The sequence below is a fragment of the Janthinobacterium sp. SUN073 genome, from assembly GCF_030397665.1.
Classification (GTDB): Bacteria; Pseudomonadota; Gammaproteobacteria; order Burkholderiales; family Burkholderiaceae_D; genus Janthinobacterium.
The window spans coordinates 1-22,837 of the sequence record NZ_JAPUBT010000004.1; the positions used below are offsets into that span (position 1 = coordinate 1).

A 22,837-nucleotide genomic window follows, 5' to 3' on the forward strand; every position below is an offset into this window, starting at 1 on the left:
TGTCAGGACCAGTTTTACCGCTTCTTCCCGAAGCTCCGGTGTATAGGTTTTTGAACGTGTCATAAGTTCTCCAGTTGGTGAAGTTTACCAAACTAGAGTGTCCGAAAAAGTCAGGGTACCTCACAGTTCGAAATCTATGAGCGCATCCTCGCGCCCAGCACGCTGAAAAGCTACAAGCGCGTGCTCAACAAAATTCTGTTGGAGCAATGGGGCGACACCCTGCTCACCGAGCTTACTCCAGCCGCGCTGCGCGCGTGGATTGTCGATCTTTCGCTGAAGGCTACCTCGGTCCGTCAGATTCTCATCCCTCTGCGCGGCGCGCTGGAGCTTGCGATAAACGACGACCTGATCGACAGCAATCCGCTGGACCGGGTGAAATTGCAAAAAACCTTGGATCGCGACGCGTACAAGGCGGAATACGAAGTGGATCCGTTTTCCGCCCAGGAGATTGCGGCCATCCTCGGAGCTGCTCAGGGCCAGGCCCGCAATGTCTTTCAGTTTGCCTTCTACACGGGCATGCGCCCGAGTGAATACATCGCGCTACGCTGGGAATCGATCGACTGGGCCGGATTCAAGGCGAAGGTGGAACGTTCGCGCGTGATGGGCGAATCCCGAGAGGAGTTGAAGACGCGCGCCGGCCGGCGCCTGGTCGACCTGAGGCGCGGTGCCGTCGAGGCACTGGTTGCGCAGAAACAACATAGCTTCCTTGCTGGTGGCCTTGTGTTCCTTGATCCGGCTACCAGCCAGGGATGGGACAACACGCAGCGCCTGAGCCTCTTCTGGGCGGCAATGATCAAGAAGGCCCAGGTCCGCTATCGTAATCCGTATCAAACGAGGCACACATTCGCGTCGACGCTGCTATCGACGGGCGCCAACGCAATGTACGTGGCAAAGCAAATGGGGCATACCGATACGACCATGATCACCCGAACGTATGGTCGCTGGGTTGAGCAGGAAGGTGGCGTGTTGCCTGATCAGTATTGCAAAATGACTGATGGGCTAAAGGCAGGGGCTGCCTAGATTTTCGCCCACGTTTCGCCCATGCTTATTGCGGAATGGCTGTAACCCGCATGGATGCTTGCTTGCGACGGACAAAAGCAACTTATACAGAAAAAAGCGCCCTCCGTCCTTGCAGCATAGAAAAGATATTTGAAAATAGCAAAAGATCGCGCTCGCCAGACGGCGGTCACGCCGCCGCCCTGCCCGCTCAACCCTTCGCAGGCTTGCCGCTGGCACGGCGTCGGCGCGCCTCTTTCGGGTCGGCCTGCAAGGGGCGATACACTTCCACCCGGTCATGCTGGTGCAATACGGCATCGAGCGGCTTTCTCTTGCCATGGATACCCACCATATTGATGGCCAGGTCGATGCCAGGGACAGCCTGCAGCAAGCCGCTCTGCGCCACCGCCTGCTCGATGGTGGTGCCTGCAGGCACGCTCAGGGAACGCAGGAAGCTGCTATCCGGCAAGGCGTAGCAAACTTGCACCTCGATGGCGGCCTCAGCCATAGACGGTCTCCGCGCGCTTGCAGAAGGAGTCGACCATACTGTTGGCGATCATGCCGAAGACGGGGCCGATGATCTGCTCAAGCACGCGGCTGGAAAACTCGTAGTGCAGGTCCAGTTCGATTTTGCAGGCGTCTTCACGCAGGGCCTTGAAGGTCCACACGCCATCGAGGGTCTTGAAAGGACCGTCCACCAGCTTCATCTTGATGGAGGTCGGTGGCACGTTCTCGTTGGACGTGGTGAAGCTTTGGCGCACGCCGTGGTAATGTATGCCCACGCTGGCGACAACCGTGTTCTCGCCCCGCTCGCGAACCTCGACCGCACCGCACCAGGGCAGGAATTTGGGATAATCCTCCACCGCCGCCACCAGCGCGAACATTTGTTCGGCGCTATAACCGAGAAAAACTGATTTATGTACTACTGCCATTGAAGAACCATTTGCTATGATGTTGGATACATTTGATTTTATCGCGCTTGCGCGAGACAGTAGTTTAACCGACCCGCGCACATTTACCATCTCATGACCATAGCAGACAACAGAAAAGCCTTCCACGACTACTTTATCGAGGATCGCTACGAAGCGGGCATCGTGCTGGAAGGCTGGGAAGTCAAAGCCATCCGCGACGCCCGCGTACAAATCAAGGAAGCCTACGTCGTCGTCCGCGGCGATGAACTCTTCCTGTTCGGCGCGCATATCAGCGCCCTGCCGACCGCCTCCACCCACATCCACCCGGAAGCCGTGCGCACGCGCAAGCTGCTGCTGCATCGCACGGAAATGGATAAACTGATCGGCAAGGTGGAACGCTCCGGTTACACGCTGGTGCCGCTCAACCTGCACTACAAGGGCGGCCGCGTGAAATGCGAAATCGGCCTGGCCAAGGGCAAGAAACAGCACGACAAGCGGGCAGCCGAGCGCGACCGCGATGGCGCACGCGAAGTACAGGCGGCGATGAAGTCGCACCGTCGCTGATCCGGCACTGCGCGCAGCGTGCTGCGACCGCACCAACAAACCCGGCTATATGCCGGGTTTTATTTTGCCGGCGCCTGCGGCAAGCGGAAAAGCACAGCGCAACGGGATAAAAACAGGGAAAGGAAGAGGTACGGCGGAAATAGACGGGTATTGGTGAAAATACCGTGGAGATAAACGAATGAATCAGCTTTGCCTGTCTGGCCAAAGACGATAATGCAGGAAAGTTCCGGATGCTTGCATGCTGCCTTGTACTACACCTGTACCACTTCACAGGACAAGCATCCGAATGAACGGTTTTTTAAACCTTCAGGATTACACCTTCAGCAGATCGCGCGACTTACCCGAATCGGTCCACTCTTTGACCCATTTCGGTTGACGGCCACGGCCAGTCCATTGCTGCGTCGCATCATCAGGATTGCGATAGCGCACAGCGACCGTACCCGTTTTAGCGCGGATCCCTGTACCAACCAGGTCTTTTACGGAAACGCCGACGCTTTGGGCAATCGCCAGGATTTGCTCGCGCGCTTTGGACAGATCATCCTGTTCGCGTTTCTTCATTTGCTTCTTGATGTCGTCCTGCAAGGTGCGCAGTTCGGACAGGGATAAGCTCGACAGATCCATGATATTTCCTTGTGTGAGTTGAAAAATATAACTGAACAGTTAAATTCTATCCAATTGTAACGCGACTGAGGTGTTTTTTCTTAAGATTTGATTGTTTTTTACAATTCTTTTACCAAAAACCCTACTTTCCCGGCCTTCAAGCGATGCAAGTCTTCAATCAAGGGGGCGGGCATCGCACACGGAGCGCCTGTGCGATACCCCTGCTTTGTGCGACTGCGATTCAATATAGCGCCATCGGCTGTATTTATTTTGCAGTACTTTCTGTTTCATTGCAATTTATGGTAACTATAAATTGCAATTCAAAATATACATGGGTCCGATACTATCGCCAATCGCACATCGCCTGCAAACACTACCCGGGATCCTGCGCGGCAGATGTTACGTCAATCAAAGAATAAGCGCCGCATGACAGCACATAATCCTCAAAGTGCGCATAGCATAGCATGAAGAAAAAAAATCAACGTAATTCATTCAGCCGCCGATACTCCGGCCTGCCGCCGCCACATATTCCAGGCCCGCAAATGCAAACTACCCGCTATACAGCGGGCAGTATTGACGAAATCTTGCTACAAGCTTGCTATTCACCCAGCCAGGCAATCAGGGGATAGTCACGTTGCCTTTCGGCTTCTGCGTTTTCACCACCTGCATCGCCGTGGCGATCAAACCGCTTATATCACCCAGATTGGCCGGTACGATAATCGAGTTATTCGTTTTCGCCAATTGCGCGAACGCGCCCACATACTGTTCGGCCACTTTCAGATTGACGGCATCCTCACCGCCCGGCTCGCGGATGGCGGCGCCCACCTGGCGCAGCGCTTCGGCACTGGCTTGCGCCAGCGCGACGATTGCCGTAGCCTGGCCTTCGGCGCGGTTGATCGAAGCCTGCTTCTCGCCTTCCGAGCGGGCAATGTTCGCTTCGCGCTCACCGCTGGCAATATTGATCTGCTCCTGCTTGCGTCCTTCCGAAGCGGCAATCAGTGCGCGCTTTTCGCGCTCGGCCGTAATCTGCGCCTGCATCGCATGCAGAATCTCCTTGGGCGGCGTCAAATCCTTGATTTCATAACGCAATACCTTGACACCCCAATTCGCCGCCGATTCATCGATCGCATTCACGATGGCCGTATTAATATGGTCGCGCTCTTCAAATGTCTTGTCGAGTTCCATTTTACCGATCACCGAACGCAAGGTCGTTTGCGCCAACTGCGTAATGGCGGCAATATAATTCGACGAGCCATACGAAGCACGCATGGCATCGGTAATCTGAAAATACAGAATGCCATCGACCTGTAATTGCGTATTATCACGCGTAATGCATACCTGCGGCGGCACGTCGAGTGGAATTTCCTTGAGCACGTGCTTGTAAGCGATGCGGTCGACGAAAGGCACAACGATATTCAGGCCAGGACCCAATACCGCGTGAAACTTGCCCAGGCGCTCCACCACCCAGGCATGCTGCTGCGGCACCACATTGACCGTCTTGAAGACAAATACCAATGCCAGCAATAACAAGATCAGCGACATGCTTCCGATGCTTACTTCCATAATCTACTCTCCAGGTTATCCAACAATCAAACGACTGCCACGCACGGCACGTATGGTGTAATGACCGGCCTGCGTATCGCTGCCGGCAATCAGTTCCACATCCCACAAGGCGCCGCGATACATGACGCGCGCCGCGCCATCGACCCAATGCGCGACCGCCACGCTTTGGCCGATATCGAGGTTCACATTCGGATCCTGTGCCGCATCGCGCCGCGCCGCCCTGCCAAAACGGCTGCGCCGCAATAACAGCGTGGCCGCCACGCCGGCTATGGCCGCTGTCACGGCCTGCCAGCTGCCATTGCCGCCCGCCAGCGCCACCAGTCCTCCGGCACCGATACCGATGGCGATCATCAGCAAATAAAACGTGCCCGTAAACAGTTCCAGGATCAATACCGCGCCAGCCGCCACAAACCAGCCTACCCATTCAGCCATGATGCCTCCACCCTTGCGATTCCAAAAATAAAAAACCCCGCGGCCTATATAAGCGACGGGGTTTAATGCGCAGTGCTGCCTGATATTCTTCTTGCCAAACACCTATATGCAAACAGTCTAACGCAATTCCTGATGGCGTCAATAGCCGGGGGAGAATTAGCGCCGCCGGCCCGGCTTTTATTCCTCGAGCAGGCTGCGCAGCATCCACGCCGTCTTTTCATGCAAATCGAGGCGCTGCGTGATCAGGTCGGCTGTCGGCTGGTCATTGGCTTTTTCCAGCAGCGGGAACAAACGGCGCGCGGTGCGCGCAGTCGCCTCCTGTGCCGCCACCAGGTGGCTGACCATGTCCAGCGCCGGCGGCACGCCGTCGATTTCCTTGATCGAGGCCAGCTTGACGAATTCCTTGTAGGTGCCCGGCGCCGGATAGCCGAGGGCGCGGATGCGCTCGGCGATCAGGTCCAGCGCGCCCCACTGCTCCGTGTATTGCGTCATGAACATCTGGTGCAGGGTATTGAACATCGGTCCCTTGACGTTCCAGTGGAAATTATGCGTCATCAGGTACAGGGTATAGCTGTCGGCCAGCAGGCCGGACAGGCCTTCCGCGATCTTCGCGCGGTCCGCCTCGGAAATGCCGATGTCGATCTTTGCAACTTTGCTCGGTTTCTTGCTTGCCATGAGAACTCCCGTTTCAATGTATTGGTGGAATCATTTTAGCTGATCTGGCGCAAGCTCATCGAATACTGCCGTGCGCCGCATGGCAGGTGTAAAAAAACCCGCTGCCGGGTGAGCGGCAGCGGGTTTTCAGGGGGCAATAAAGACGCTTACGCTTTCAGCGCAGCGAGCTTTTGCCAGGTGTCGATCACCGAGTCCGGATTCAGGGACATCGATTCGATGCCCTGCTCCATCAGCCAGACGGCGAAGTCAGGGTGATCCGAAGGACCCTGGCCGCAGATGCCGATGTACTTGCCGCGCGCCAGGCAAGCCTTGATGGCCAGCGACAGCAGGGCTTTGACGGCTGGATCGCGTTCGTCGAAGTCGGCGGCCAGCAATTCCATGCCGGAATCGCGGTCCAGGCCCAGGGTCAGCTGGGTCAGGTCGTTCGAACCGATCGAGAAGCCGTCGAAATGGTCGAGGAACTGGTCTGCCAGAATGGCGTTCGATGGCACTTCGCACATCATGATGACGCGCAGATCGTTCTCGCCACGCTTCAGGCCGTTTTTCGCCAGCAGGTCGATGACTTTCTCGGCCTGGCCCAGGGTGCGCACGAACGGCACCATGATTTCCACGTTCGTCAGGCCCATGTCATTGCGCACGCGCTTCATCGCTTCGCATTCCATGTTGAACGCTTCGGAGAAGTCGGCCGACAGGTAGCGCGCCGCGCCGCGGAAGCCCAGCATCGGGTTTTCCTCGTCCGGCTCGTAGCGCGAACCGCCGATCAGCTTCTTGTACTCGTTCGACTTGAAGTCGGACAGGCGCACGATGACTTTTTTCGGCCAGAACGCGGCGGCGATGGTGGCGATGCCTTCGGCCAGCTTGTCGATGTAAAACGCTTTTGGCGAAGCGTGGCCACGCGCCACCGATTCCACGGCCTTTTTCAGGTCGGCGTCGATGTTCGGGTATTCCAGGATCGCGCGCGGATGCACACCAATATTGTTATTGATGATGAATTCCAGGCGCGCCAGGCCCACGCCGGCATTCGGCACGGACTGGAAGTCGAACGCCAGTTGCGGATTGCCCACGTTGAGCATGATCTTGGTGTCGAGCTTCGGCAATTCGCCGCGCGACACTTCCGATACTTCCGTTTCCAGCAAGCCATCGTAGATCTTGCCCTCGTCGCCTTCGGAGCACACCACGGTGACAAAGGTGCCGTCTTTCAGCACGTCGGTGGCGTTGCCGCAGCCGACGACGGCCGGCACGCCCAGTTCACGCGCAATAATTGCCGCGTGACAAGTACGGCCGCCACGGTTGGTGACGATGGCCGATGCACGCTTCATGACCGGTTCCCAGTTCGGGTCCGTCATGTCGGCAACGAGCACGTCGCCTGGCTGCACGCGTTCCATATCGGCCGGGTCGTGAATCACGCGCACGGGGCCGGCGCCGATCTTCTGGCCGATGGCGCGGCCGGACGTCAGTACGGTGCCGGTGCTCTTCAGCTTGAAGCGTTCCTGCACGTCGGTCGCCTTTTGCTGCGACTTGACGGTCTCTGGACGCGCTTGCAGGATGTACAGCTTGCCGTCGCGGCCATCCTTGCCCCACTCGATGTCCATCGGACGGCCGTAGTGGTTCTCGATGATGACGGCGTACTTTGCCAGCTCCACCACTTCGCTGTCGTTCAGCGAGTAGCGGTTGCGCATTTCGACGGGCACGTCGACGGTTTTCACGGAACGGCCAGCTTTCGCTTCGTTCGTAAATTCCATTTTCAGCAGTTTCGAGCCGATATTGCGGCGGATCACAGGCGACTTGCCTTTTTCCAGCATCGGCTTGTGCACATAGAATTCGTCGGGATTGACAGCGCCCTGCACCACGGTTTCGCCCAGGCCATAGCTGGAGGTGACGAACACCACGTCCTTGAAGCCCGACTCGGTATCGATGGTGAACATCACGCCAGCCGCACCCAGGTCGGAACGCACCATGCGCTGCACACCGGCCGACAAGGCCACTTCCGCATGCGTAAAGCCCTTGTGCACGCGATACGAGATGGCGCGGTCGTTGTACAGCGAGGCGAACACCTGTTTCATGGCGTCGAGCACGTTGTCGATGCCGACCACGTTCAGGAAGGTTTCTTGCTGACCAGCAAAAGACGCGTCCGGCAAGTCTTCCGCCGTGGCCGAGGAACGCACGGCAAACGACATTTCCGTGTCGGAATCGGCCACCAGCTTGGCGTAGAACTGGTCGATTTCGGCGGCCAGGCGTGGCTGGAATGGCGTTTCCACGATCCATTGACGGATCTCGGCACCGGCTTGCGCCAGCGAGCGCACGTCATCGATGTTCAGCCCGACGAGGCGCTGGGCGATGCGTTCGGCCAGCGGCAAGCCGCCGTTGGCGCTATACGACAGGAAATCGCGGAATGCCTGCGCCGTGGTGGCAAAGCCACCGGGCACGCGCACGCCGGCTTCCGCCAGCTGGCTGATCATTTCGCCCAGGGAGGCGTTCTTGCCGCCGACGGATTCGACATCCGTCATGCGCAAATGCTCGAACGAGGCAACATACACCGCGTCCTTGTCTTCCTGCTGTTGCGATACTGCGTTGGTCATAATGACACCCTTACTGATGATAGAAATCTTTACGCGCGGTGCACGGACAGTCTTCTTGTTATTCTTGGCGTCGTGCAGCACAATCATACCGTTGCAGCCATTTTACCTTGTGCGGCGCAAATTGACGACGCACAATCTTGATCCGAAAACCCATGACACAAGATCCACGCCCCCCCCTGCCCTCCGCGGCCCGCACCGTCTTCTTCGTTTCCGACGGTACCGGCATCACCGCCGAGACCTTCGGCCACTCGGTGCTGACGCAGTTCGATCTGCGTTTCCGCCAGATCCGCCTGCCCTTCATCGATACCATGGACAAGGCCTACGAGGCGGCGCGCAAGATCAACGAAGCCTTCGTCAGCGATGGCCAGCGCCCGATCATTTTCTCCACCCTGGTGAAGAACGACCTGTCGGCCGTGATCCGCAAGTCCAGCGGCATGCACATGGACCTGATCCAGACTTTTGTCGCCCCGCTGGAGCAGGAGCTGGGCGTGATGTCGACCCATACCATCGGGCGCTCGCACAATATCGTCGACAGCGAAGAATACAAAAATCGCATCGAGGCGATCAACTATTCGCTGGCGCACGACGATGGCCAGTCGCACAAGAACCTGTCCTCGGCCGATGTCATTCTGGTGGGTGTTTCGCGCTCTGGCAAGACCCCTACCAGCCTGTACCTGGCCATGCAATACGGTATCAAGGCGGCCAACTATCCGCTGATTCCCGACGATTTCGAGCGCGACAAGCTGCCTTCCGCCCTGCTGGAATTTAAGAATAAAATTTTCGGATTAAGCATTACGCCCGAACGTTTGTCGGAAATACGCAACGAAAGACGCGCTGGAAGCAAGTATGCGGCCATCGAAAATTGCCGTTACGAGGTCAACGAGGCGGAAAAAATGATGAAACGCGAAGGCATCCGCTGGCTCTCATCGACCACCAAGTCGATCGAAGAGATCTCCACGACGATCCTGCAGGAAATCAAGCCGAACCGCCGCGAGTACTAGAACGCCTGACCAAACCTGCTGCGCGTCGGTATAGGCGGCTTGCGATGCTCACCGTACTAGAAGTACGGTTGCGCTTCTCGACCACCTCTCCCTTCCGCTCGCTACGGTTTTGTCAGGCGTTCGCATCGCTGCAGTTCGCCTCGCCGGACAGCACCGTCAGCGCGGCGACCAGTTGATCCAGTTCAGCGATGGTGGTGGTGACGGCCACCGTGGCGCGCACGACGTCCATGTCGCCGATATTGCGCTGCACGGTAAAGACTCCGAAACGCTGCAGCAAGGCCTGTTGCAGCGCGCGCGCGTCCATGCCGTCGATGGCGAACGCCACCAGCGCCGTGCCGCGCAGCGCATCGAGCGGCGACAGCAGGCGTACGCCAGGCAGTTGCGCGGCGCGGCTGACCCAGTAATCCCTCAGCCAGGCCAGGCGTTCGTTCTTGGCCGGCGTGCCGCCCAGGCGTTCATGAAAGTCAAGCGCGGCGGGCGCGGCCAGGATGGCGCCGATCGGCGGCATGCCCATGTGCAGACGACAGCGGATATCGTCCAATGGATAATCCTCGTCGCCGAAATGCGGCTCGATCTTGTGCAGCTGCGCGGCGCGGATATACACAAAGCCCAGCCCCGGCGGAGCCCCCAGCCATTTATGTAAATTAAAACCGGCAAAGTCGACATCCATCATCCGTACATCGAACGCCACCTGTCCCAAGGCATGGGCACTATCGAGCACGACATCGATGCCGTGTTCGCGCGCCAGCGCAATCAAGGCGCGCACCGGCAACTGCTGGCCATTCGCAGGCGTCACCTGCGACAGCAACAGCAGTTTCGGCCTGACGGCCTGGCGCATGGCTTGCGCGTAACGGGCGATGATCTCGTCATCGCTGATGGGCAAGCTCAAAGTGACTTGCGTGCTGGCGACGCCACGGCGCTGCGCCAGCCAGCGCATGGCAGTGCGGGTGGCCGGATAATCGAGATTACTCCACAGCACCGTATCGCCGGGCGCCAGGCCATGGTATTGCGTGATCAGCACCTGCATGGACTCGGTGCCGCTGCGCGTCAGCAGGATCTCGTGCGGCTCGGCGTGGATCAGCGCGGCCAGGCGCTGACGCAGGATATCCACATGCGTGCGCGTGAATTCGCCGCGCACGAAGGGACTCAGCTGTTCATTCGTGTAGCGCACGGCCTGCGCGAAGGCCGCTTGCACGGGCGCGGCCATGGCGCCGAAATAGCCATGTTCAAGATTGACGATGGCGTCCGGCGGCGCGGGATAAAACGCGGCGACCTGGCGCCACCAGGCCTCGTCACGTGCGGCACCGTCGGCAAGCACAGGGAAAGACATGGCGCCCCTGTTCAGGCCTGGCCCTGGCGCAGCTGCTCGAAGAAGCAGACGGCGGCGCAGGCGGCCACGTTCAGCGATTCGATCTGGCCCAGGTGGGGAATGACCACCTGGTGCGTCGCCATCGACAGCAGGTCGTCGGCCACGCCCTGCCCTTCATGGCCGAACAGCCAGGCGACGGGCTGGCGCAGGTCGACGTCGTACAATCGCCGGGTGGCGTAGCCGCTGGTGGCGAGCGTCGCCACCTTCGCGTCGGCGACCAGCGCCGCCAGATCGACGTTTTCAAAGATGTCGAGCACGAAGTGCGCGCCCATCGCCGCGCGCAGCACCTTCGGCGACCAGCAGAAGGCCGTGCCCGCGCTGCAGTACACCTGCGTGATGCCGGCGGCGGCCGCGCTGCGCAGGATGGAGCCCACATTGCCCGGGTCTTGCAGGTTATCGAGCAGCACGGCCGACACGCTCAGGGGCTGCGTGACGGCCCGTTCCGGCGTCTCGATGAGGAACATCACGCCCACGCCGTGTTCGACCTGACTGACAGCGTTATACAGCGCATCGGGCAAGCCCAGTACGTGCGCGCGCTGGCTTTCCAGCTGGCCGACGATCTCCATCACTTCCGGATTGCGCAAGGCGCTTTCGCTGACGATGCACTGCTCCGGCATGCCGCGCAGCTGCAGGTAGGACTGGCACAGGTGCACGCCATCGAGCAAGGTACGGCCCGACTTGCGGCGCGCCTGCGAACTGCCCGCCAGCTTCAGCAGCTCCTTGTATTGCGCGTTGTCGCGCGAGGTAATCGTCTTCATGCCACCACCTCTTGTCCACCGAACAGGGCGATCACATTGCGCACGGGCGCGAACGAGCGGCGGTGCACGGGCGAGGCGCCGTGCAGATGCAATCGCTCCAGGTGCAGCTTGGTGCCGTAGCCCTTGTGCTGATCGAAACAGTACTCGGGATAGGCCGCATGCAAGTGCACCAGGGCCGCGTCGTGCGCCGTCTTGGCCAGGATCGAGGCGGCGGAAATCGAATCGACCTTGTCGTCGCCGCCGATGATGGCCATGCCGCGTATCGGCATGACGGGGCAGCGGTTGCCGTCGATCAGGGCCAGGGTCGGCACGGTACTCAAGGCCTCGACGGCGCGGCGCATGGCCAGCATCGACGCCTGCAAAATGTTCAGGCGGTCGATCTCCTCTTCCGACGCTTCGGCGATGGCCCAGGCCAGGGCCTTGGCCTTGATTTGCGGCGCCAGCAGGTCGCGCTTGGCTTCAGTGAGTTTTTTCGAATCGCGCAAGCCGTCGATCGGCTGGTTCGGGTCGAGGATCACAGCGGCGGCGAACACGGGGCCGGCCAGCGGACCGCGGCCTGCCTCGTCGACGCCGCAGATAATTTCATCGAGCGAGAATGGCAAGTCGTCAAACAGGCCGGGATAGATATTTTTCACGTTGAATCTTTGGTTGGTAATGCGCTTGAAGCGGTGAGCGGGATTTACTTGCGGTTGGCGGCGATGACTTGCATGACGGCGTTGGCGCTCTCGCGCGCGCTGTCGCGCAGCAGGCTGTGGTGCATGTCCGTGAAACGCTGCACCAGGCGCAAACGGCCCGGCACGTCGCTCAACTGCTGCCACATGGACTCGGCCAGCGCCTCCGGGCTGGCCGCGTTTTGCAGCAGTTCGGGCACCAGGTAGTCGCGCGCCAGGATGTTTGGCAGCCCAATCCACGGCTGGTAGCCCATGTGACGCATGATTTCCCACGAGGCGCGCATCATCTTGTAAGCGATGACCATGGGCTTCTTGTACAGCGCCACTTCCAGCGATGCCGTGCCGGACGCCACCAATACCGCATCGGCGGCGCAGATGGCAGTGTGCGAGGCGCCATCAGTGAGCAGTATCTCGACGTCCTGCAAGCCAGCTTCTGCTACCAGTTGCAGGAAGTACTGGCGCTGTTTTTCGCCGGCCATGGGTGCGACGAAACGCAGGGAGCGGTCGCGGGCCAGCAGCAGCTTGCAGGCGCCGACAAAGGCTACCGCATTGTATTTGAGTTCGCCCATGCGGCTGCCCGGCATCAGGGTCACGACATTCGCGTCTTGCGGCAAGCCCAGGGCGCGGCGCGCGGCCGCTTCGTCGGGCTGCAGGGGGATCATCTCGGCCAACGGATGGCCGACATAGGTGACGGGCACGCCCGCCTTGCGGTAGATTTCTTCCTCGAAGGGGAAGATCACCAGCATGTGCGAGACAGCCTTGATGATTTTCTTGATGCGTCCACCGCGCCAGGCCCAGATCTGCGGCCCGATGTAGTGCACGGTGGGGATGCCGCCTTCCTTCAGCTGCTGCTCCAGCCCCAGGTTGAAACCGGGATAGTCGGCGCCGATGAAGACGGCGGGACGCTCCGCCAGCAGCTGATCGCGCAGCGCGTTCTGGATGCCCTTGATTTCGCGGTAACGGGGGATGATCTCGAACAGGCCGCGCACGGTCAGCTTGTCGAGCGGCCAGTCGGACACAAAGCCCTGCTTGGCCATGTGCTCGCCGCCGATGCCGTGGAAGCGCGCGCCGGGCAGCTGCGGCACGAGGCCGGACAGCAGCCGGCTGGCCAGCAAGTCGCCCGACACCTCGCCGGCGACGATGGCGACATTGGCGACCGACAGGCCGCTGGCCTGGTCAGCGGACGATGCCACGCGACGCCACGCCCAAAAATTCACGCATGGCGCGAATGTGCTCCGCCACTTCCGGCGACGAGGCCTGCTCTTCTTCGAACAGGGCCGCCTTGGATTCTTCCAGGGTCAGGCCGGAACGGTAGATGAGCTTGTACGCGGCGCGGATGCCGTTGATCTGCTCGCGCGTAAAGCCGCGGCGTTTCAGTCCTTCGATATTGACGCCATGCGCCTGTGCCGGATTGCCATTCAACAGGACAAACGGCGGCACGTCCTGCGTCAGGCTGGTGCTCATGCCGACAAAGGCGTGCGCGCCGATCTTGCAGAACTGGTGCACGTTGGCGAAACCGCTCATGATGACCCAGTCGCCGATTTCCACGTGGCCCGCCAGCTGGGCGTTGTTCGAGAAAATCGTGTTGTTGCCCACCAGGCAGTCGTGCGCCAGGTGCACATACGCCGAGATCCAGTTGTCATTGCCCAGGCGCGTCACGCCGCCACCTTGCACGGTGCCCGTGTTGAAGGTGCAAAATTCGCGGATGGTGTTGCGGTCGCCGATGTCCAGGCGCGTCGCCTCGCCCGCCCATTTTTTATCCTGCGGCTGTGCGCCGATGGAAGAAAACTGGAACAGGTGGTTGTCGCTGCCGATCGTCGTGTGGCCGTCGATGACCACGTGCGGGCCAACTTTGGTGCCGGCACCGATGCGCACGTGCGGACCGATGATGGTGTACGGACCCACCTCGACCGAGCTATCGAGCTCAGCCTTCGGATCGATGACTGCCGTAGAGTGGATGGCCGCCATCACTGCCCCGCTGGCTGGCTCGCAGACTGGCTCGCATCCTGCGCGCTACGGATGGTGCACATCAATTCCGCTTCCAGCGCGACCTTGCCGTCGACCGAGCCGACTGCCTTGTATTTCCAGATGCCGCGCGAGACGCGCAGGATTTCCACATCCATCTTCAGCTGGTCGCCCGGTTCGACAGGACGCTTGAAACGCGCATTGTCGATGCCGACAAAATACACCACCGAATTTTCGTCGGGCTTGACGCCCATCGACAGGAACGACAGCAAGGCCGCCGTTTGCGCCAGCGCTTCGATCATCAGCACGCCGGGCATGACCGGCTTGTGCGGGAAATGGCCCTGGAAGAACTCTTCGTTGACCGTCACGTTCTTGATGGCGGTGATGGTTTTGTTCGCTTCCCAGTCCAGCACGCGGTCAACCAGCAGCAGCGGATAGCGGTGCGGCAGCAGCGATTTGATGGCCAGGATGTCGAGGGTCTTTTTTTCAGTAGTCATTTTTCGTCTTGCGTGGTCAGTGTTTTAATTGTTTTTTCAAGCGTGCGGATCTTCTCGCGCATGCTTGACAGGTTGCGCACGATGGCGGCGCTCTTTTCCCAGTCGGCATTTTTGGCCAGCGGATAAAAACCCGTGTACTGGCCCGGTTCAGCGATCGAGCGCGAAACCATGCTGCCCGAGCCGACATGAACGCGGTCGGCGATCGTCAAATGACCGAGCACCATGGCGGCGCCGCCAAAGGTGCAGTACTTGCCGATGATGGCGCTGCCGGCCACGCCGACGCAGCCGGCCATGGCCGTATGCGCGCCGATGTGGCAGTTGTGGCCGATCTGGATCTGGTTGTCGAGTTTGACGCCATCTTCGATGATGGTGTCGGCCAGTGCCCCACGGTCGATGGTGGTATTGGCGCCGATATCGACATCGTCACCGATCACCACCCGGCCCGTCTGCGGAATCTTGATGTACACGCCGCCTTCGTTGGCGAAGCCGAATCCGTCGGTGCCGATCACGGCGCCGGAATGGATGATGCCGCGCTGGCCGATCACGCAACGCGCATGAAAGGTTACGTTGGCGAGCAATTGCGTGCCCGCGCCGATGACGGCGTCGCGCCCCACCACGCAGCCGGGGCCGATGACGCAGCCGGCACCGACGATGGCGCCGGCCTCGATCACCGCGTGCACGCCGACAGAGGCGCTGGCATCGACCTGCGCGCCGGCATCGACAAAGGCGCCCGGATGGATGCCGACTGGCGCCTTGATCTCATGCAGGGCGGCGAAATACTGCGCCGCGCGCGCGAAATACACATAGGGATTCGGTGTCACGATGCGCGCGCCGGCGTACTCGGCACCGATCAGCGCAGCGTCGGCCGGCGTGAGTATCAGCGCCGCAGCGCCGCTCTGGGCGGCCTGCGCGCGAAATTTGCTATTGCTGAGAAAGCTGATGTGCGAAGCGCCGGCGTCGGCCAGCGGCGCGATCCCTGTGACTTCCAGGTTGGGATCGCCCGCCAATTGACCACCGAAGCGTTCGACCAATTCACCTAGTCGAGTGCCCATCTTGATAACCCTTATTTTGTTACTGTTACTTGTCCAGCGCCTTCAAAACCTTGTCGGTAATGTCGATGCGCGGGCTGGCCCACAGGGCTTCCTGCAGCACGATGTCATATCCTTCGATATGCGCCATCTGCTGGATGATGGTGTTGGCTTTTTCCGCGATGGCGCTGCGCTCTTCGTTCGTGCGCTGGCTCAGGTCTTCGCGAAATTCGCGCTGACGGCGCTGCAGCTCCTTGTCCAGCTCGAAGAACTCGCGCTGGCGCTTGGCGCGCTCGGCCTCGCTCAGGGTGGGCATGTCCTTTTCCAGGGCTTCGTTGGCCACCTTGAAGCGGCTGCCCAGTTCCTGCACGGCTTTTTCGCGCGAGCGGAACTCTTCGGCCAGCTTGGCGCTGGCCGCTTTGGCCAGCCTCGATTCGTTATAAATACGTTCGCTGCTGATCCAGGCGATTTTCGACTCCTGAGCCTGCGCCTGCACCGGCAACAGCGAACTCCAGCACAATGCAATCACGGCAAGGGACTTGGGCAGGGTAGCGGATGCGGTGTTCATGATACTCCATGGTCAAAAGGTAAAAGCTGTCGCCCCGGTTCAGATGGCCGGTCAGAAACCGGTGCCCATCTGGAACTGGAAGCGCTCCAGGCGGTCCGTCGGCTTGGCGTTCAGCGGCTTGGCATAGCTCAGCTTGAGCGGGCCCACCGGTGAAATCCAGCTGATGCCCAAGCCAGCAGAATAGCGCAATTGCGAGATCCGCATTTTTTCGCCTTCCTGGTAGACCTGGCCGCCGTCAAGAAAACCGAACCAGCGCAGGCTGCGGTCATTGCCCGAACCGGGGAATGGCATCTGCAGTTCGGCGTTACCGATCAGGCGCGAAGCGCCACCCAGTGCATCGTTGGTGCTCGGTTCGACCGCGCCCAGCGAGGAACTCAGGTAGCCGCGCACCGAACCGATGCCGCCGCCGTAGAAGTTCTTGAAGACCGGATACACGTGCTTGCCGATGCCGTGGCCGTAATCGATCTCGCCTTTCAGCGCCAGGGTGACCTTGCTGAACAGCGGACGGAAATACTGGTGCTCATAGATGGCACGGAAGTACTTCTGGTCGCCGATCAGGTCAGCCTCCAGGTTGACGCGCTGGTAGCGGCCGATCGATGGCGTCAGGGCGCTGTCGCGGCTGTCGCGCTGCCATGCCGCCGTCAGCGGAATGGAATTGGTGGTAGCCGAACCGATACCGTCCGACGGCCCGCCATTGTCGATCACGTACTGCTTGAAGCGGACCGGGCTGGTGATGTCGGTTTCGATGCGCGAGCGCTCGGCGCCGATGCCGAAGAAGATGGTGTCGACTTCCGAGAACGGCACGCCGAAACTGACGCGGCCACCGGTTTGCTTGATCTTGTAGCTGCCGATGTTCAGCGCCGGCGGTTCCGTCGTACGCAGGTAAACTTCAAAGCTGCGCGAAATGCCATCGTCCGTAAAATACGGATTGGTTTGCGAAAACGCAATCGTGCGGCTGTAATGGCTGGTATTGAGTTCAATGCCGACCGTGTTGCCGCTACCGGCGAAGTTGGCCTGCGAAATCGATGCCGACAGGGTGAACTTCTCCGACTGCGAAAAGGCGCCGCCGATCAGGAAGTTACCCGTTGGTTTTTCCACCACCGTCACGTTGACGTCGACCTGGTCGGTCGTGCCCTGCGCTTCCGGCGTGTCGATGGTCACGTCCTTGAAGTAGCCCAGGCGATCGACACGGTCGCGCGACAGCTTGATCTTGTTGCTGTCGTACCAGGACGATTCGAACTGGCGGAATTCGCGGCGGATGACTTCATCGCGCGTAGTGGTGTTGCCGGCGATATTCATGTGGCGCACGTACACGCGCTTGCCCGGATCGATGAAGAATGTAAAACCCACTTCATGCTTGTCGCGGTTGATTTCCGGATTCGCATTGACGTTGGCAAAGGCATAGCCGAACGTGGCCAGGCGGTCCTGGATGCGTTTATTTGTGGCCGTCAGGCGCGCGCCCGAGTAAATCTCGCCTTCGCGCATCAGGTTCAGCGCTTTCAGCTCTTCTTCGCGGCCGAACATCTCGCCTTCGAACTTGGTGCCGGCGATCTTGTACTTTTCACCTTCGGTGATATTGATTGTCAGGTAGATGTCTTTTTTATCGGGCGTGATCGACACTTGCGTGGAGTCGACCTGCATCTCGATATAGCCACGGTCCAGGTAATAGGACTTCAGCGACTCGATGTCGCCCGTCAGCTTGGTCTTCGAATACTGGTCGGCCTTGGTGTACCAGCTGAACCAGCCACCCGTGTTCAGGGCCAGCTGTTCGCGCAGTTCCTTGTCCGTGAAGGCCTTGTTGCCGACGATGTTGATCTGCTTGATGCGGGCCACGTCGCCCTCGTCGACGGCGAACACCACGTTGACGCGGTTGCGCTCGATCGGCGTGACGGTGGTGGTGATCTTCACGCCGTACAGGCCATGCGACAGATACTGGCGCTTGAGCTCTTGTTCCGCGCGGTCGACGGATGCCTTGTCGAAAATCTTGGCTTCGCCCACGCCGATTTCCTTCAATGCCTTGACCAGCACATCTTTTTCAAATTCCTTGGTGCCCGTGAATTCCACGGCAGCGATGGCCGGGCGCTCCTCGACCAGCACCACCAGCACGTCGCCATCGACTTCCAGGCGCACGTCCTTGAAAAAACCCGTCGCGTACAGGGCTTTGATGGCGGCGATACTCTTCTCGTCGGAGAACGTTTCGCCGACGCGCACCGGCAGGTAGCTGAAAACAGTACCCGCTTCAGTACGCTGGATCCCTTCGACCCGGATGTCCTTGACAGTAAATGGCTGGACGGCCAGCGCATGGCCGGCACAGAAGGCCATGACGGCGGCGCCGATCAGGCTGCGACGAAAGGAAGGCAAGGCAAAACGAGCAGAATGTAATTTCATTGGGGTTATTCAATGGGTAAATCAATGGACAACATACACAAAAGATTGCTTGTGCGACTCACGCAATGGCATCAACCACCGCCCTAATTCAGCAATCGCAACACGTCATTAAAGACGGCAAGCACCATCAAGGTCAGCAACAAACCGATCCCCAGGCGCTGGGCAATCTCGCCTACGCGCTCCGGCAAGGGGCGTCCGGTCAAAACTTCCAGCGAATAATACAGCAAATGCCCGCCATCCAGAACAGGAATGGGTAGCAAATTCATCACGCCCAGACTGATACTGATGAAGGCGATGAAGCTCAGGTAGCTTACCAGGCCGGTGCGCGCCGTCTGGCCCGCATAATCGGCGATGGTAATGGGCCCCGTCACATTCTTCAGCGAGACCTGGCCGGTCACCATTTTACCCAGCATTTTCAGGCTCATGACACTGGTATCCCAGACCTTGGTGGACGCCTTGCCCACGGCAGAGAACGGTCCGGAGGCCACGCTGATCATATCCGGCACCTGCCCCAGCTTTGCCTGGATCTTACCAACTGTTACAGCTCCCTCTGTCCCCGCACCCGGCACGGCGTCCGGCGTAATGGGCAAGGTCAAGTCCTGGCCCTGGCGCAAGAGTTGCAATTGCAAGGTCCGGCCAGGCGCCTGGCTCAGGGTGGCGATGACGGCCGCCACGTCGTGCACGGGCTGCTCGTCGATGGCCAGGATCTGGTCGTTTTTCTGCAGGCCGGCGCGCGCGGCGGCGCCACCGGGCATGATTTCCATCAGGGTGGGCGCGGAACGGGCCAGGGTCAGGCCCAGCTTGCCCAGCACGTCGCCTTCCAGGTCCGTCTCCGTCAGGCTGGCCGTCGGCAAGGTCGCTTCCTGCTGGCCACGGTCGGGACGGCGCAATTCGATGCGCGCCGGCTGCTTGTCGAGGGTGGCCTGGATCAGTTCCCAGCGCAGCTCGGACCAGCTGGCCACGGCCTTGCCATTCACCGTTTCAACCGTATCGCCGCTGCGCAAGCCGGCCGCGTAGGCGGCCGTTTGCTCGGCCACGGGACCGAGCTTGCTCGACGGCTCTTCGATGCCATGCATGAACAGGCCCGCGTACAGCACGATGGCGACGAGGAAATTGGCCAGCGGGCCGGCGGCCACGATGGCGATGCGGCGCCACACGCTCTGGCGCGTGAATTCGCGGCGCAATTCGCTTTCCGGCAAGTCGCTGAGGTCTTGCGCACGGCTGTCGAGCATGCTCACATAGCCGCCCAGCGGCAGCGCGGAAATCGCCCATTCCGTCTGGTCCTTGCCAAACTTGCGCGAATACACCACTTTCCCCATGCCGATCGAGAAGCGCAGCACTTTCACGCCGCACCAGCGCGCCACCAGGTAGTGCCCCAGTTCGTGCAGGGTAATCAGCGAACCGAGCGCGACGATAAAAGCCAGCAAGGTGGTAATCAAGGTCATGCGGCCAGCCTCTGGGCGATATACGCGTGCGCGGCCGCTCTGGCCAGGCGGTCCTGCTCCATCACGGCCTCGATGCTGGAGGCGGCGCCATGCGGCACCGCCTCGATCACGTGGGCGATGACTCTGTCGATCTGGCGGAAGCCGATCTGCTCGTCAAGAAACGCTTGCACGGCCACTTCATTGGCCGCATTGAGCAGGGCCGGCGCCGTGCCGCCCGCGCGCAAGGCGTCGAACGCCAGCGCCAGGCAGGGGAAACGGCGGAAATCGGGACGTTCGAACTGCAGCGTGGCCACTTGCGCCAGATCCAGCTGCGCCACGCCAGAGTTGATACGCTGCGGATAGGCCAGCGCATGGGCGATCGGCGTGCGCATGTCCGGGTTGCCCAGCTGGGCCAGCACGGAACCGTCGATATACGACACCATCGAATGGATCACGCTTTGCGGATGGATCAGCACTTCGATCTGCTCGGCCGGCGCGCCGAACAGCCAGTGCGCTTCGATCACTTCCAGGCCCTTGTTCATCATGGTGGCCGAATCGACGGAAATCTTGCGTCCCATGGCCCAGGTCGGATGCTTGCATGCCTGGTCCGGCGTGACCGTGTCGAGCGTCTCGACGTCGCGCGTAAGGAAGGGGCCGCCGGAAGCCGTCAGCACGATTTTCGCCACGCCAGCGGCACCTGGCGCGCGGCCATGCGCGTGCGGCATGCATTGGAAGATGGCGTTATGCTCGCTGTCGATGGGCAGCAGCACGGCGCCGTTATCGTGCACGGCATCGATGAACAGCTGGCCGGACATGACCAGCGCTTCCTTATTGGCCAGCAACACTTTCTTGCCGGCGCGTGCCGCCGCCAGGGTGGGCGCCAGGCCGGCCGCGCCGACGATGGCCGCCATCACACCCGTCACCTGCGGCGCGCTGGCGATGGCGCACAGGGCTTCCACACCGTACTCGACTTGCGTAGCGACGCCCTGCCCGCGCAGCAAGCGCGTCAGTTCAAGGGCGGCGTCCGCCGTGCCGACGACGGCGCGCTGCGGACGGAACTGCAGACACTGGGCGGCCAGTTCGGCCACGCGGCTGTGGGCGCTCAGCGCATACACGCTGTATTGCTCTGGATGACGCGCGAGCACGTCCAGGGTGGACACGCCGATCGAGCCGGTCGCGCCAAGGATGGTGATGTATTGCATGAGTTTCCTTAAAGCCAGCTGGCCACGAGGGCGGCAAATGGCAGGACCGGGATCAGCGCGTCGATACGGTCGAGTACACCGCCATGGCCAGGCAGCAGCTTGCTGCTGTCCTTGATGCCGGCGCGGCGCTTCAATTGGGATTCGAACAGGTCGCCGACGATGCTGGCGGCGACGATCAGCAACAGCACCAGCAAGGCCACCAACCAGCCGCGGCGCAATTGCAGCTGCACGGCGAAGGTGTCTTGCAGCACCGGCAGCGATGGCGCGGCGACGATGGTGATGGCGGAGATCACCAGCACGGCGATCCCGCCGCCGATGGCGCCTTCCCAGGATTTGCCTGGGGAAATACTGGGCGCCAGCTTGCGCTTGCCGAACGCCTTGCCCGAGAAGTAGGCGCCGATATCGGCGATCCACACCAGGGCCATGACGGACAGCAGGTACAAGGGGCTATGCAGGAACAAGGCGATGATGGCGACGAAGCAGCCGACGATGGTCACCGGGTACACCAGGCTGAGCAAGGTATTGCCCAGACCCTCGGTAGGCGGCAAGCCCGTCGCCAGCGAAGGCACGAAGCGGATCAGCCAGATGGCCACGCACAGGGCGAACCAGAAATTGAGCTGCGCCATGCCGTTACCGACAAAAAACGTATACGCGAAGGCGGCAGTCCAGACGGCGGCAATCACGAGCGCCTGGCGATTTTTGAAGATGCGGAAGCTTTCCCAGACGGCGGCGCCGAAGAACGCCGTGACGATCACGGCGAAGGCGGGGAAATAATTCAGATACAGAACCGGCAGCAAGACCGCCAAGAGGACCAGGGCGGTGATTATCCGTGTTTTCAGCATCAGTTTGTCTTTTCAGTTAATTGCGCGCTGGTACGGCCAAAGCGCCGTTCGCGCTGCTGGTAAGACGCGATTGCCGCGTCGAGGCACTCGTCATTGAAGTCGGGCCAGAAAGTCTCGGTGAAAAACAGCTCAGTGTACGCCAGTTGCCACAGCAGGAAATTGGAAATGCGCTGCTCGCCGCCCGTGCGGATGAACAGGTCAGGCTCGGGCGCATAGGCCATGGCCAGGTGCGGCGCCAGTTGTTCTTCCGTGTAAGCCTGCCCGGCAGGCTGGCCGTTGGCAGCGGCCTCGACCGTCATTTTATTGACTGCCTGCATGATGTCCCAGCGCCCGCCGTAATTGGCGCAGATCGTCACCGTCAGGCGCGTGTTGCGCGCCGTCTTGCGCTCGGCATTGGCAATCAGGGTTTGCAGCTGCTCGTTGAAGCGCGACAGGTCGCCCACCACTTTCAGGCGGATGTCGTTGGCATGCATCTTGACCACTTCGCGTTCCAGCATGGTGACGAACAGGCGCATCAGCATTGACACCTCTTCTTCCGGGCGGCGCCAGTTTTCCGAACTGAAGGCAAACAGGGTCAGATACTCGACACCCCGTTCGAGGCAGGTCTCGACGACACCGCGCACGGCGTCAGCGCCCTTGACGTGGCCAGCCACGCGCGGCAGGAAGCGTTTGGTTGCCCAGCGGCCATTGCCATCCATAATGATTGCCACATGGCGCGGCACAGTGCCAACCTCAGGTACTGCCGTTGTCGAACTCGAATAGATCATGAAAACACGAATACCAAAAATAAAAGATAACTATTAT

At 60.4% G+C, this 22,837-nt stretch carries 23 protein-coding genes; 3 read left to right on the forward strand and 20 right to left on the reverse strand.

Annotated elements, in window-relative coordinates:
- Positions 1–180 precede the first annotated feature (180 nt).
- On the forward strand, positions 181–1,020 hold the full coding sequence (locus O0882_RS12855) for a site-specific integrase (protein ID WP_289948491.1): 840 nt from the start codon (positions 181–183) through the stop codon (positions 1,018–1,020).
- A gap of 187 nt (positions 1,021–1,207) precedes the next feature.
- On the opposite strand, the gene O0882_RS12860 is transcribed toward O0882_RS12855, so the two are convergent.
- Positions 1,208–1,504, reverse strand: a complete 297-nt coding sequence (locus O0882_RS12860; protein ID WP_219135438.1) for an RnfH family protein — start codon at positions 1,502–1,504, stop codon at positions 1,208–1,210.
- Positions 1,497–1,928: a type II toxin-antitoxin system RatA family toxin gene (locus O0882_RS12865; protein WP_071077738.1), complete on the reverse strand. Its 432-nt coding sequence runs from the start codon at positions 1,926–1,928 to the stop codon at positions 1,497–1,499. The genes O0882_RS12860 and O0882_RS12865 overlap by 8 nt, the downstream gene beginning before the upstream one ends.
- Positions 1,929–2,021: 93 nt before the next feature.
- Between O0882_RS12865 and smpB the strand changes: the two genes are divergently transcribed.
- The gene (gene smpB, locus O0882_RS12870) at positions 2,022–2,471 is read left to right on the forward strand and encodes an SsrA-binding protein SmpB (protein ID WP_034752217.1); all 450 of its coding nucleotides are present in this window, start codon (positions 2,022–2,024) and stop codon (positions 2,469–2,471) included.
- 312 nt (positions 2,472–2,783) lie between these two features.
- On the opposite strand, the gene O0882_RS12875 is transcribed toward smpB, so the two are convergent.
- From O0882_RS12875 to ppsA, 5 genes are all read right to left on the reverse strand, one after another.
- Positions 2,784–3,092 (reverse strand): H-NS histone family protein, encoded by a 309-nt coding sequence (locus O0882_RS12875; RefSeq protein WP_010397665.1) that lies wholly within the window; start codon positions 3,090–3,092, stop codon positions 2,784–2,786.
- A gap of 597 nt (positions 3,093–3,689) precedes the next feature.
- Entirely contained in the window at positions 3,690–4,634 is a 945-nt protein-coding gene (locus tag O0882_RS12880) for a stomatin-like protein (protein ID WP_099759493.1), read from the reverse strand.
- Positions 4,635–4,649: 15 nt separating this feature from the next.
- On the reverse strand, positions 4,650–5,066 hold the full coding sequence (locus tag O0882_RS12885; RefSeq protein ID WP_289948501.1) for an NfeD family protein: 417 nt from the start codon (positions 5,064–5,066) through the stop codon (positions 4,650–4,652).
- A gap of 177 nt (positions 5,067–5,243) precedes the next feature.
- On the reverse strand, positions 5,244–5,741 hold the full coding sequence (locus tag O0882_RS12890; protein ID WP_071077742.1) for a Dps family protein: 498 nt from the start codon (positions 5,739–5,741) through the stop codon (positions 5,244–5,246).
- A gap of 146 nt (positions 5,742–5,887) precedes the next feature.
- On the reverse strand, positions 5,888–8,320 hold the full coding sequence (gene ppsA, locus O0882_RS12895) for a phosphoenolpyruvate synthase (protein WP_289948504.1): 2,433 nt from the start codon (positions 8,318–8,320) through the stop codon (positions 5,888–5,890).
- Between the two features lie 152 nt (positions 8,321–8,472).
- On the opposite strand from ppsA, the gene O0882_RS12900 reads away from it, so the two are divergent.
- A complete protein-coding gene (locus tag O0882_RS12900) occupies positions 8,473–9,321 on the forward strand; it encodes a pyruvate, water dikinase regulatory protein (protein ID WP_096235121.1) in 849 nt (282 codons plus the stop codon).
- 112 nt (positions 9,322–9,433) lie between these two features.
- Here the strand turns inward: O0882_RS12900 and O0882_RS12905 are convergent, their stop codons facing one another.
- The 13 genes from O0882_RS12905 to uppS form a co-directional block, all read right to left on the reverse strand.
- The gene (locus O0882_RS12905) at positions 9,434–10,651 is read right to left on the reverse strand and encodes an aminotransferase class V-fold PLP-dependent enzyme (protein WP_289948507.1); all 1,218 of its coding nucleotides are present in this window, start codon (positions 10,649–10,651) and stop codon (positions 9,434–9,436) included.
- Between the two features lie 11 nt (positions 10,652–10,662).
- On the reverse strand, positions 10,663–11,448 hold the full coding sequence (locus tag O0882_RS12910; RefSeq protein ID WP_289948508.1) for an RNA methyltransferase: 786 nt from the start codon (positions 11,446–11,448) through the stop codon (positions 10,663–10,665).
- On the reverse strand, positions 11,445–12,083 hold the full coding sequence (gene rnhB, locus O0882_RS12915) for a ribonuclease HII (protein WP_289948509.1): 639 nt from the start codon (positions 12,081–12,083) through the stop codon (positions 11,445–11,447). Before rnhB ends, O0882_RS12910 begins: the two co-directional genes overlap by 4 nt.
- A gap of 44 nt (positions 12,084–12,127) precedes the next feature.
- Entirely contained in the window at positions 12,128–13,312 is a 1,185-nt protein-coding gene (lpxB, locus tag O0882_RS12920) for a lipid-A-disaccharide synthase (protein WP_289948510.1), read from the reverse strand.
- Positions 13,296–14,087 carry an acyl-ACP--UDP-N-acetylglucosamine O-acyltransferase gene (lpxA, locus tag O0882_RS12925; protein ID WP_289948511.1) on the reverse strand — a complete coding sequence of 264 codons (792 nt, stop codon included), beginning with the start codon at positions 14,085–14,087 and terminating at the stop codon, positions 13,296–13,298. Before lpxA ends, lpxB begins: the two co-directional genes overlap by 17 nt.
- Complete coding sequence (gene fabZ / locus O0882_RS12930) at positions 14,087–14,581, reverse strand: 3-hydroxyacyl-ACP dehydratase FabZ (protein WP_071077748.1); 495 nt, start codon at positions 14,579–14,581, stop codon at positions 14,087–14,089. Before fabZ ends, lpxA begins: the two co-directional genes overlap by 1 nt.
- Positions 14,578–15,633: a UDP-3-O-(3-hydroxymyristoyl)glucosamine N-acyltransferase gene (lpxD, locus tag O0882_RS12935; RefSeq protein ID WP_289948512.1), complete on the reverse strand. Its 1,056-nt coding sequence runs from the start codon at positions 15,631–15,633 to the stop codon at positions 14,578–14,580. Before lpxD ends, fabZ begins: the two co-directional genes overlap by 4 nt.
- A 25-nt stretch (positions 15,634–15,658) precedes the next feature.
- Complete coding sequence (locus O0882_RS12940) at positions 15,659–16,177, reverse strand: OmpH family outer membrane protein (RefSeq protein ID WP_071077751.1); 519 nt, start codon at positions 16,175–16,177, stop codon at positions 15,659–15,661.
- Positions 16,178–16,228: 51 nt separating this feature from the next.
- Positions 16,229–18,565: an outer membrane protein assembly factor BamA gene (gene bamA, locus O0882_RS12945; protein WP_289948516.1), complete on the reverse strand. Its 2,337-nt coding sequence runs from the start codon at positions 18,563–18,565 to the stop codon at positions 16,229–16,231.
- 83 nt (positions 18,566–18,648) lie between these two features.
- On the reverse strand, positions 18,649–20,010 hold the full coding sequence (gene rseP, locus O0882_RS12950) for an RIP metalloprotease RseP (protein WP_289948518.1): 1,362 nt from the start codon (positions 20,008–20,010) through the stop codon (positions 18,649–18,651).
- Positions 20,007–21,191 (reverse strand): 1-deoxy-D-xylulose-5-phosphate reductoisomerase, encoded by a 1,185-nt coding sequence (gene ispC, locus O0882_RS12955; protein ID WP_289948520.1) that lies wholly within the window; start codon positions 21,189–21,191, stop codon positions 20,007–20,009. Before ispC ends, rseP begins: the two co-directional genes overlap by 4 nt.
- Before the next feature lie 8 nt (positions 21,192–21,199).
- Complete coding sequence (locus tag O0882_RS12960; protein WP_289948522.1) at positions 21,200–22,033, reverse strand: phosphatidate cytidylyltransferase; 834 nt, start codon at positions 22,031–22,033, stop codon at positions 21,200–21,202.
- On the reverse strand, positions 22,033–22,800 hold the full coding sequence (gene uppS / locus O0882_RS12965; protein WP_141168852.1) for a polyprenyl diphosphate synthase: 768 nt from the start codon (positions 22,798–22,800) through the stop codon (positions 22,033–22,035). Before uppS ends, O0882_RS12960 begins: the two co-directional genes overlap by 1 nt.
- Positions 22,801–22,837: the final 37 nt, after the last annotated feature.

Bases quoted from the DNA above. Each gene is read 5' to 3' on its own strand.
- O0882_RS12860 (WP_219135438.1), bottom strand. From the start codon at position 1,504: ATGGCTGAGGCCGCCATCGAGGTGCAAGTTTGCTACGCCTTGCCGGAT.
- O0882_RS12865 (WP_071077738.1), bottom strand. From the start codon at position 1,928: ATGGCAGTAGTACATAAATCAGTTTTTCTCGGTTATAGCGCCGAACAA.
- smpB (WP_034752217.1), top strand. From the start codon at position 2,022: ATGACCATAGCAGACAACAGAAAAGCCTTCCACGACTACTTTATCGAG.
- O0882_RS12875 (WP_010397665.1), bottom strand. From the start codon at position 3,092: ATGGATCTGTCGAGCTTATCCCTGTCCGAACTGCGCACCTTGCAGGAC.
- O0882_RS12880 (WP_099759493.1), bottom strand. From the start codon at position 4,634: ATGGAAGTAAGCATCGGAAGCATGTCGCTGATCTTGTTATTGCTGGCA.
- O0882_RS12885 (WP_289948501.1), bottom strand. From the start codon at position 5,066: ATGGCTGAATGGGTAGGCTGGTTTGTGGCGGCTGGCGCGGTATTGATC.
- O0882_RS12890 (WP_071077742.1), bottom strand. From the start codon at position 5,741: ATGGCAAGCAAGAAACCGAGCAAAGTTGCAAAGATCGACATCGGCATT.
- ppsA (WP_289948504.1), bottom strand. From the start codon at position 8,320: ATGACCAACGCAGTATCGCAACAGCAGGAAGACAAGGACGCGGTGTAT.
- O0882_RS12900 (WP_096235121.1), top strand. From the start codon at position 8,473: ATGACACAAGATCCACGCCCCCCCCTGCCCTCCGCGGCCCGCACCGTC.
- O0882_RS12905 (WP_289948507.1), bottom strand. From the start codon at position 10,651: ATGTCTTTCCCTGTGCTTGCCGACGGTGCCGCACGTGACGAGGCCTGG.
- O0882_RS12910 (WP_289948508.1), bottom strand. From the start codon at position 11,448: ATGAAGACGATTACCTCGCGCGACAACGCGCAATACAAGGAGCTGCTG.
- lpxA (WP_289948511.1), bottom strand. From the start codon at position 14,087: ATGGCGGCCATCCACTCTACGGCAGTCATCGATCCGAAGGCTGAGCTC.
- fabZ (WP_071077748.1), bottom strand. From the start codon at position 14,581: ATGACTACTGAAAAAAAGACCCTCGACATCCTGGCCATCAAATCGCTG.
- lpxD (WP_289948512.1), bottom strand. From the start codon at position 15,633: ATGGGCACTCGACTAGGTGAATTGGTCGAACGCTTCGGTGGTCAATTG.
- O0882_RS12940 (WP_071077751.1), bottom strand. From the start codon at position 16,177: ATGAACACCGCATCCGCTACCCTGCCCAAGTCCCTTGCCGTGATTGCA.
- bamA (WP_289948516.1), bottom strand. From the start codon at position 18,565: ATGAAATTACATTCTGCTCGTTTTGCCTTGCCTTCCTTTCGTCGCAGC.
- rseP (WP_289948518.1), bottom strand. From the start codon at position 20,010: ATGACCTTGATTACCACCTTGCTGGCTTTTATCGTCGCGCTCGGTTCG.
- ispC (WP_289948520.1), bottom strand. From the start codon at position 21,191: ATGCAATACATCACCATCCTTGGCGCGACCGGCTCGATCGGCGTGTCC.
- O0882_RS12960 (WP_289948522.1), bottom strand. From the start codon at position 22,033: ATGCTGAAAACACGGATAATCACCGCCCTGGTCCTCTTGGCGGTCTTG.
- uppS (WP_141168852.1), bottom strand. From the start codon at position 22,800: ATGATCTATTCGAGTTCGACAACGGCAGTACCTGAGGTTGGCACTGTG.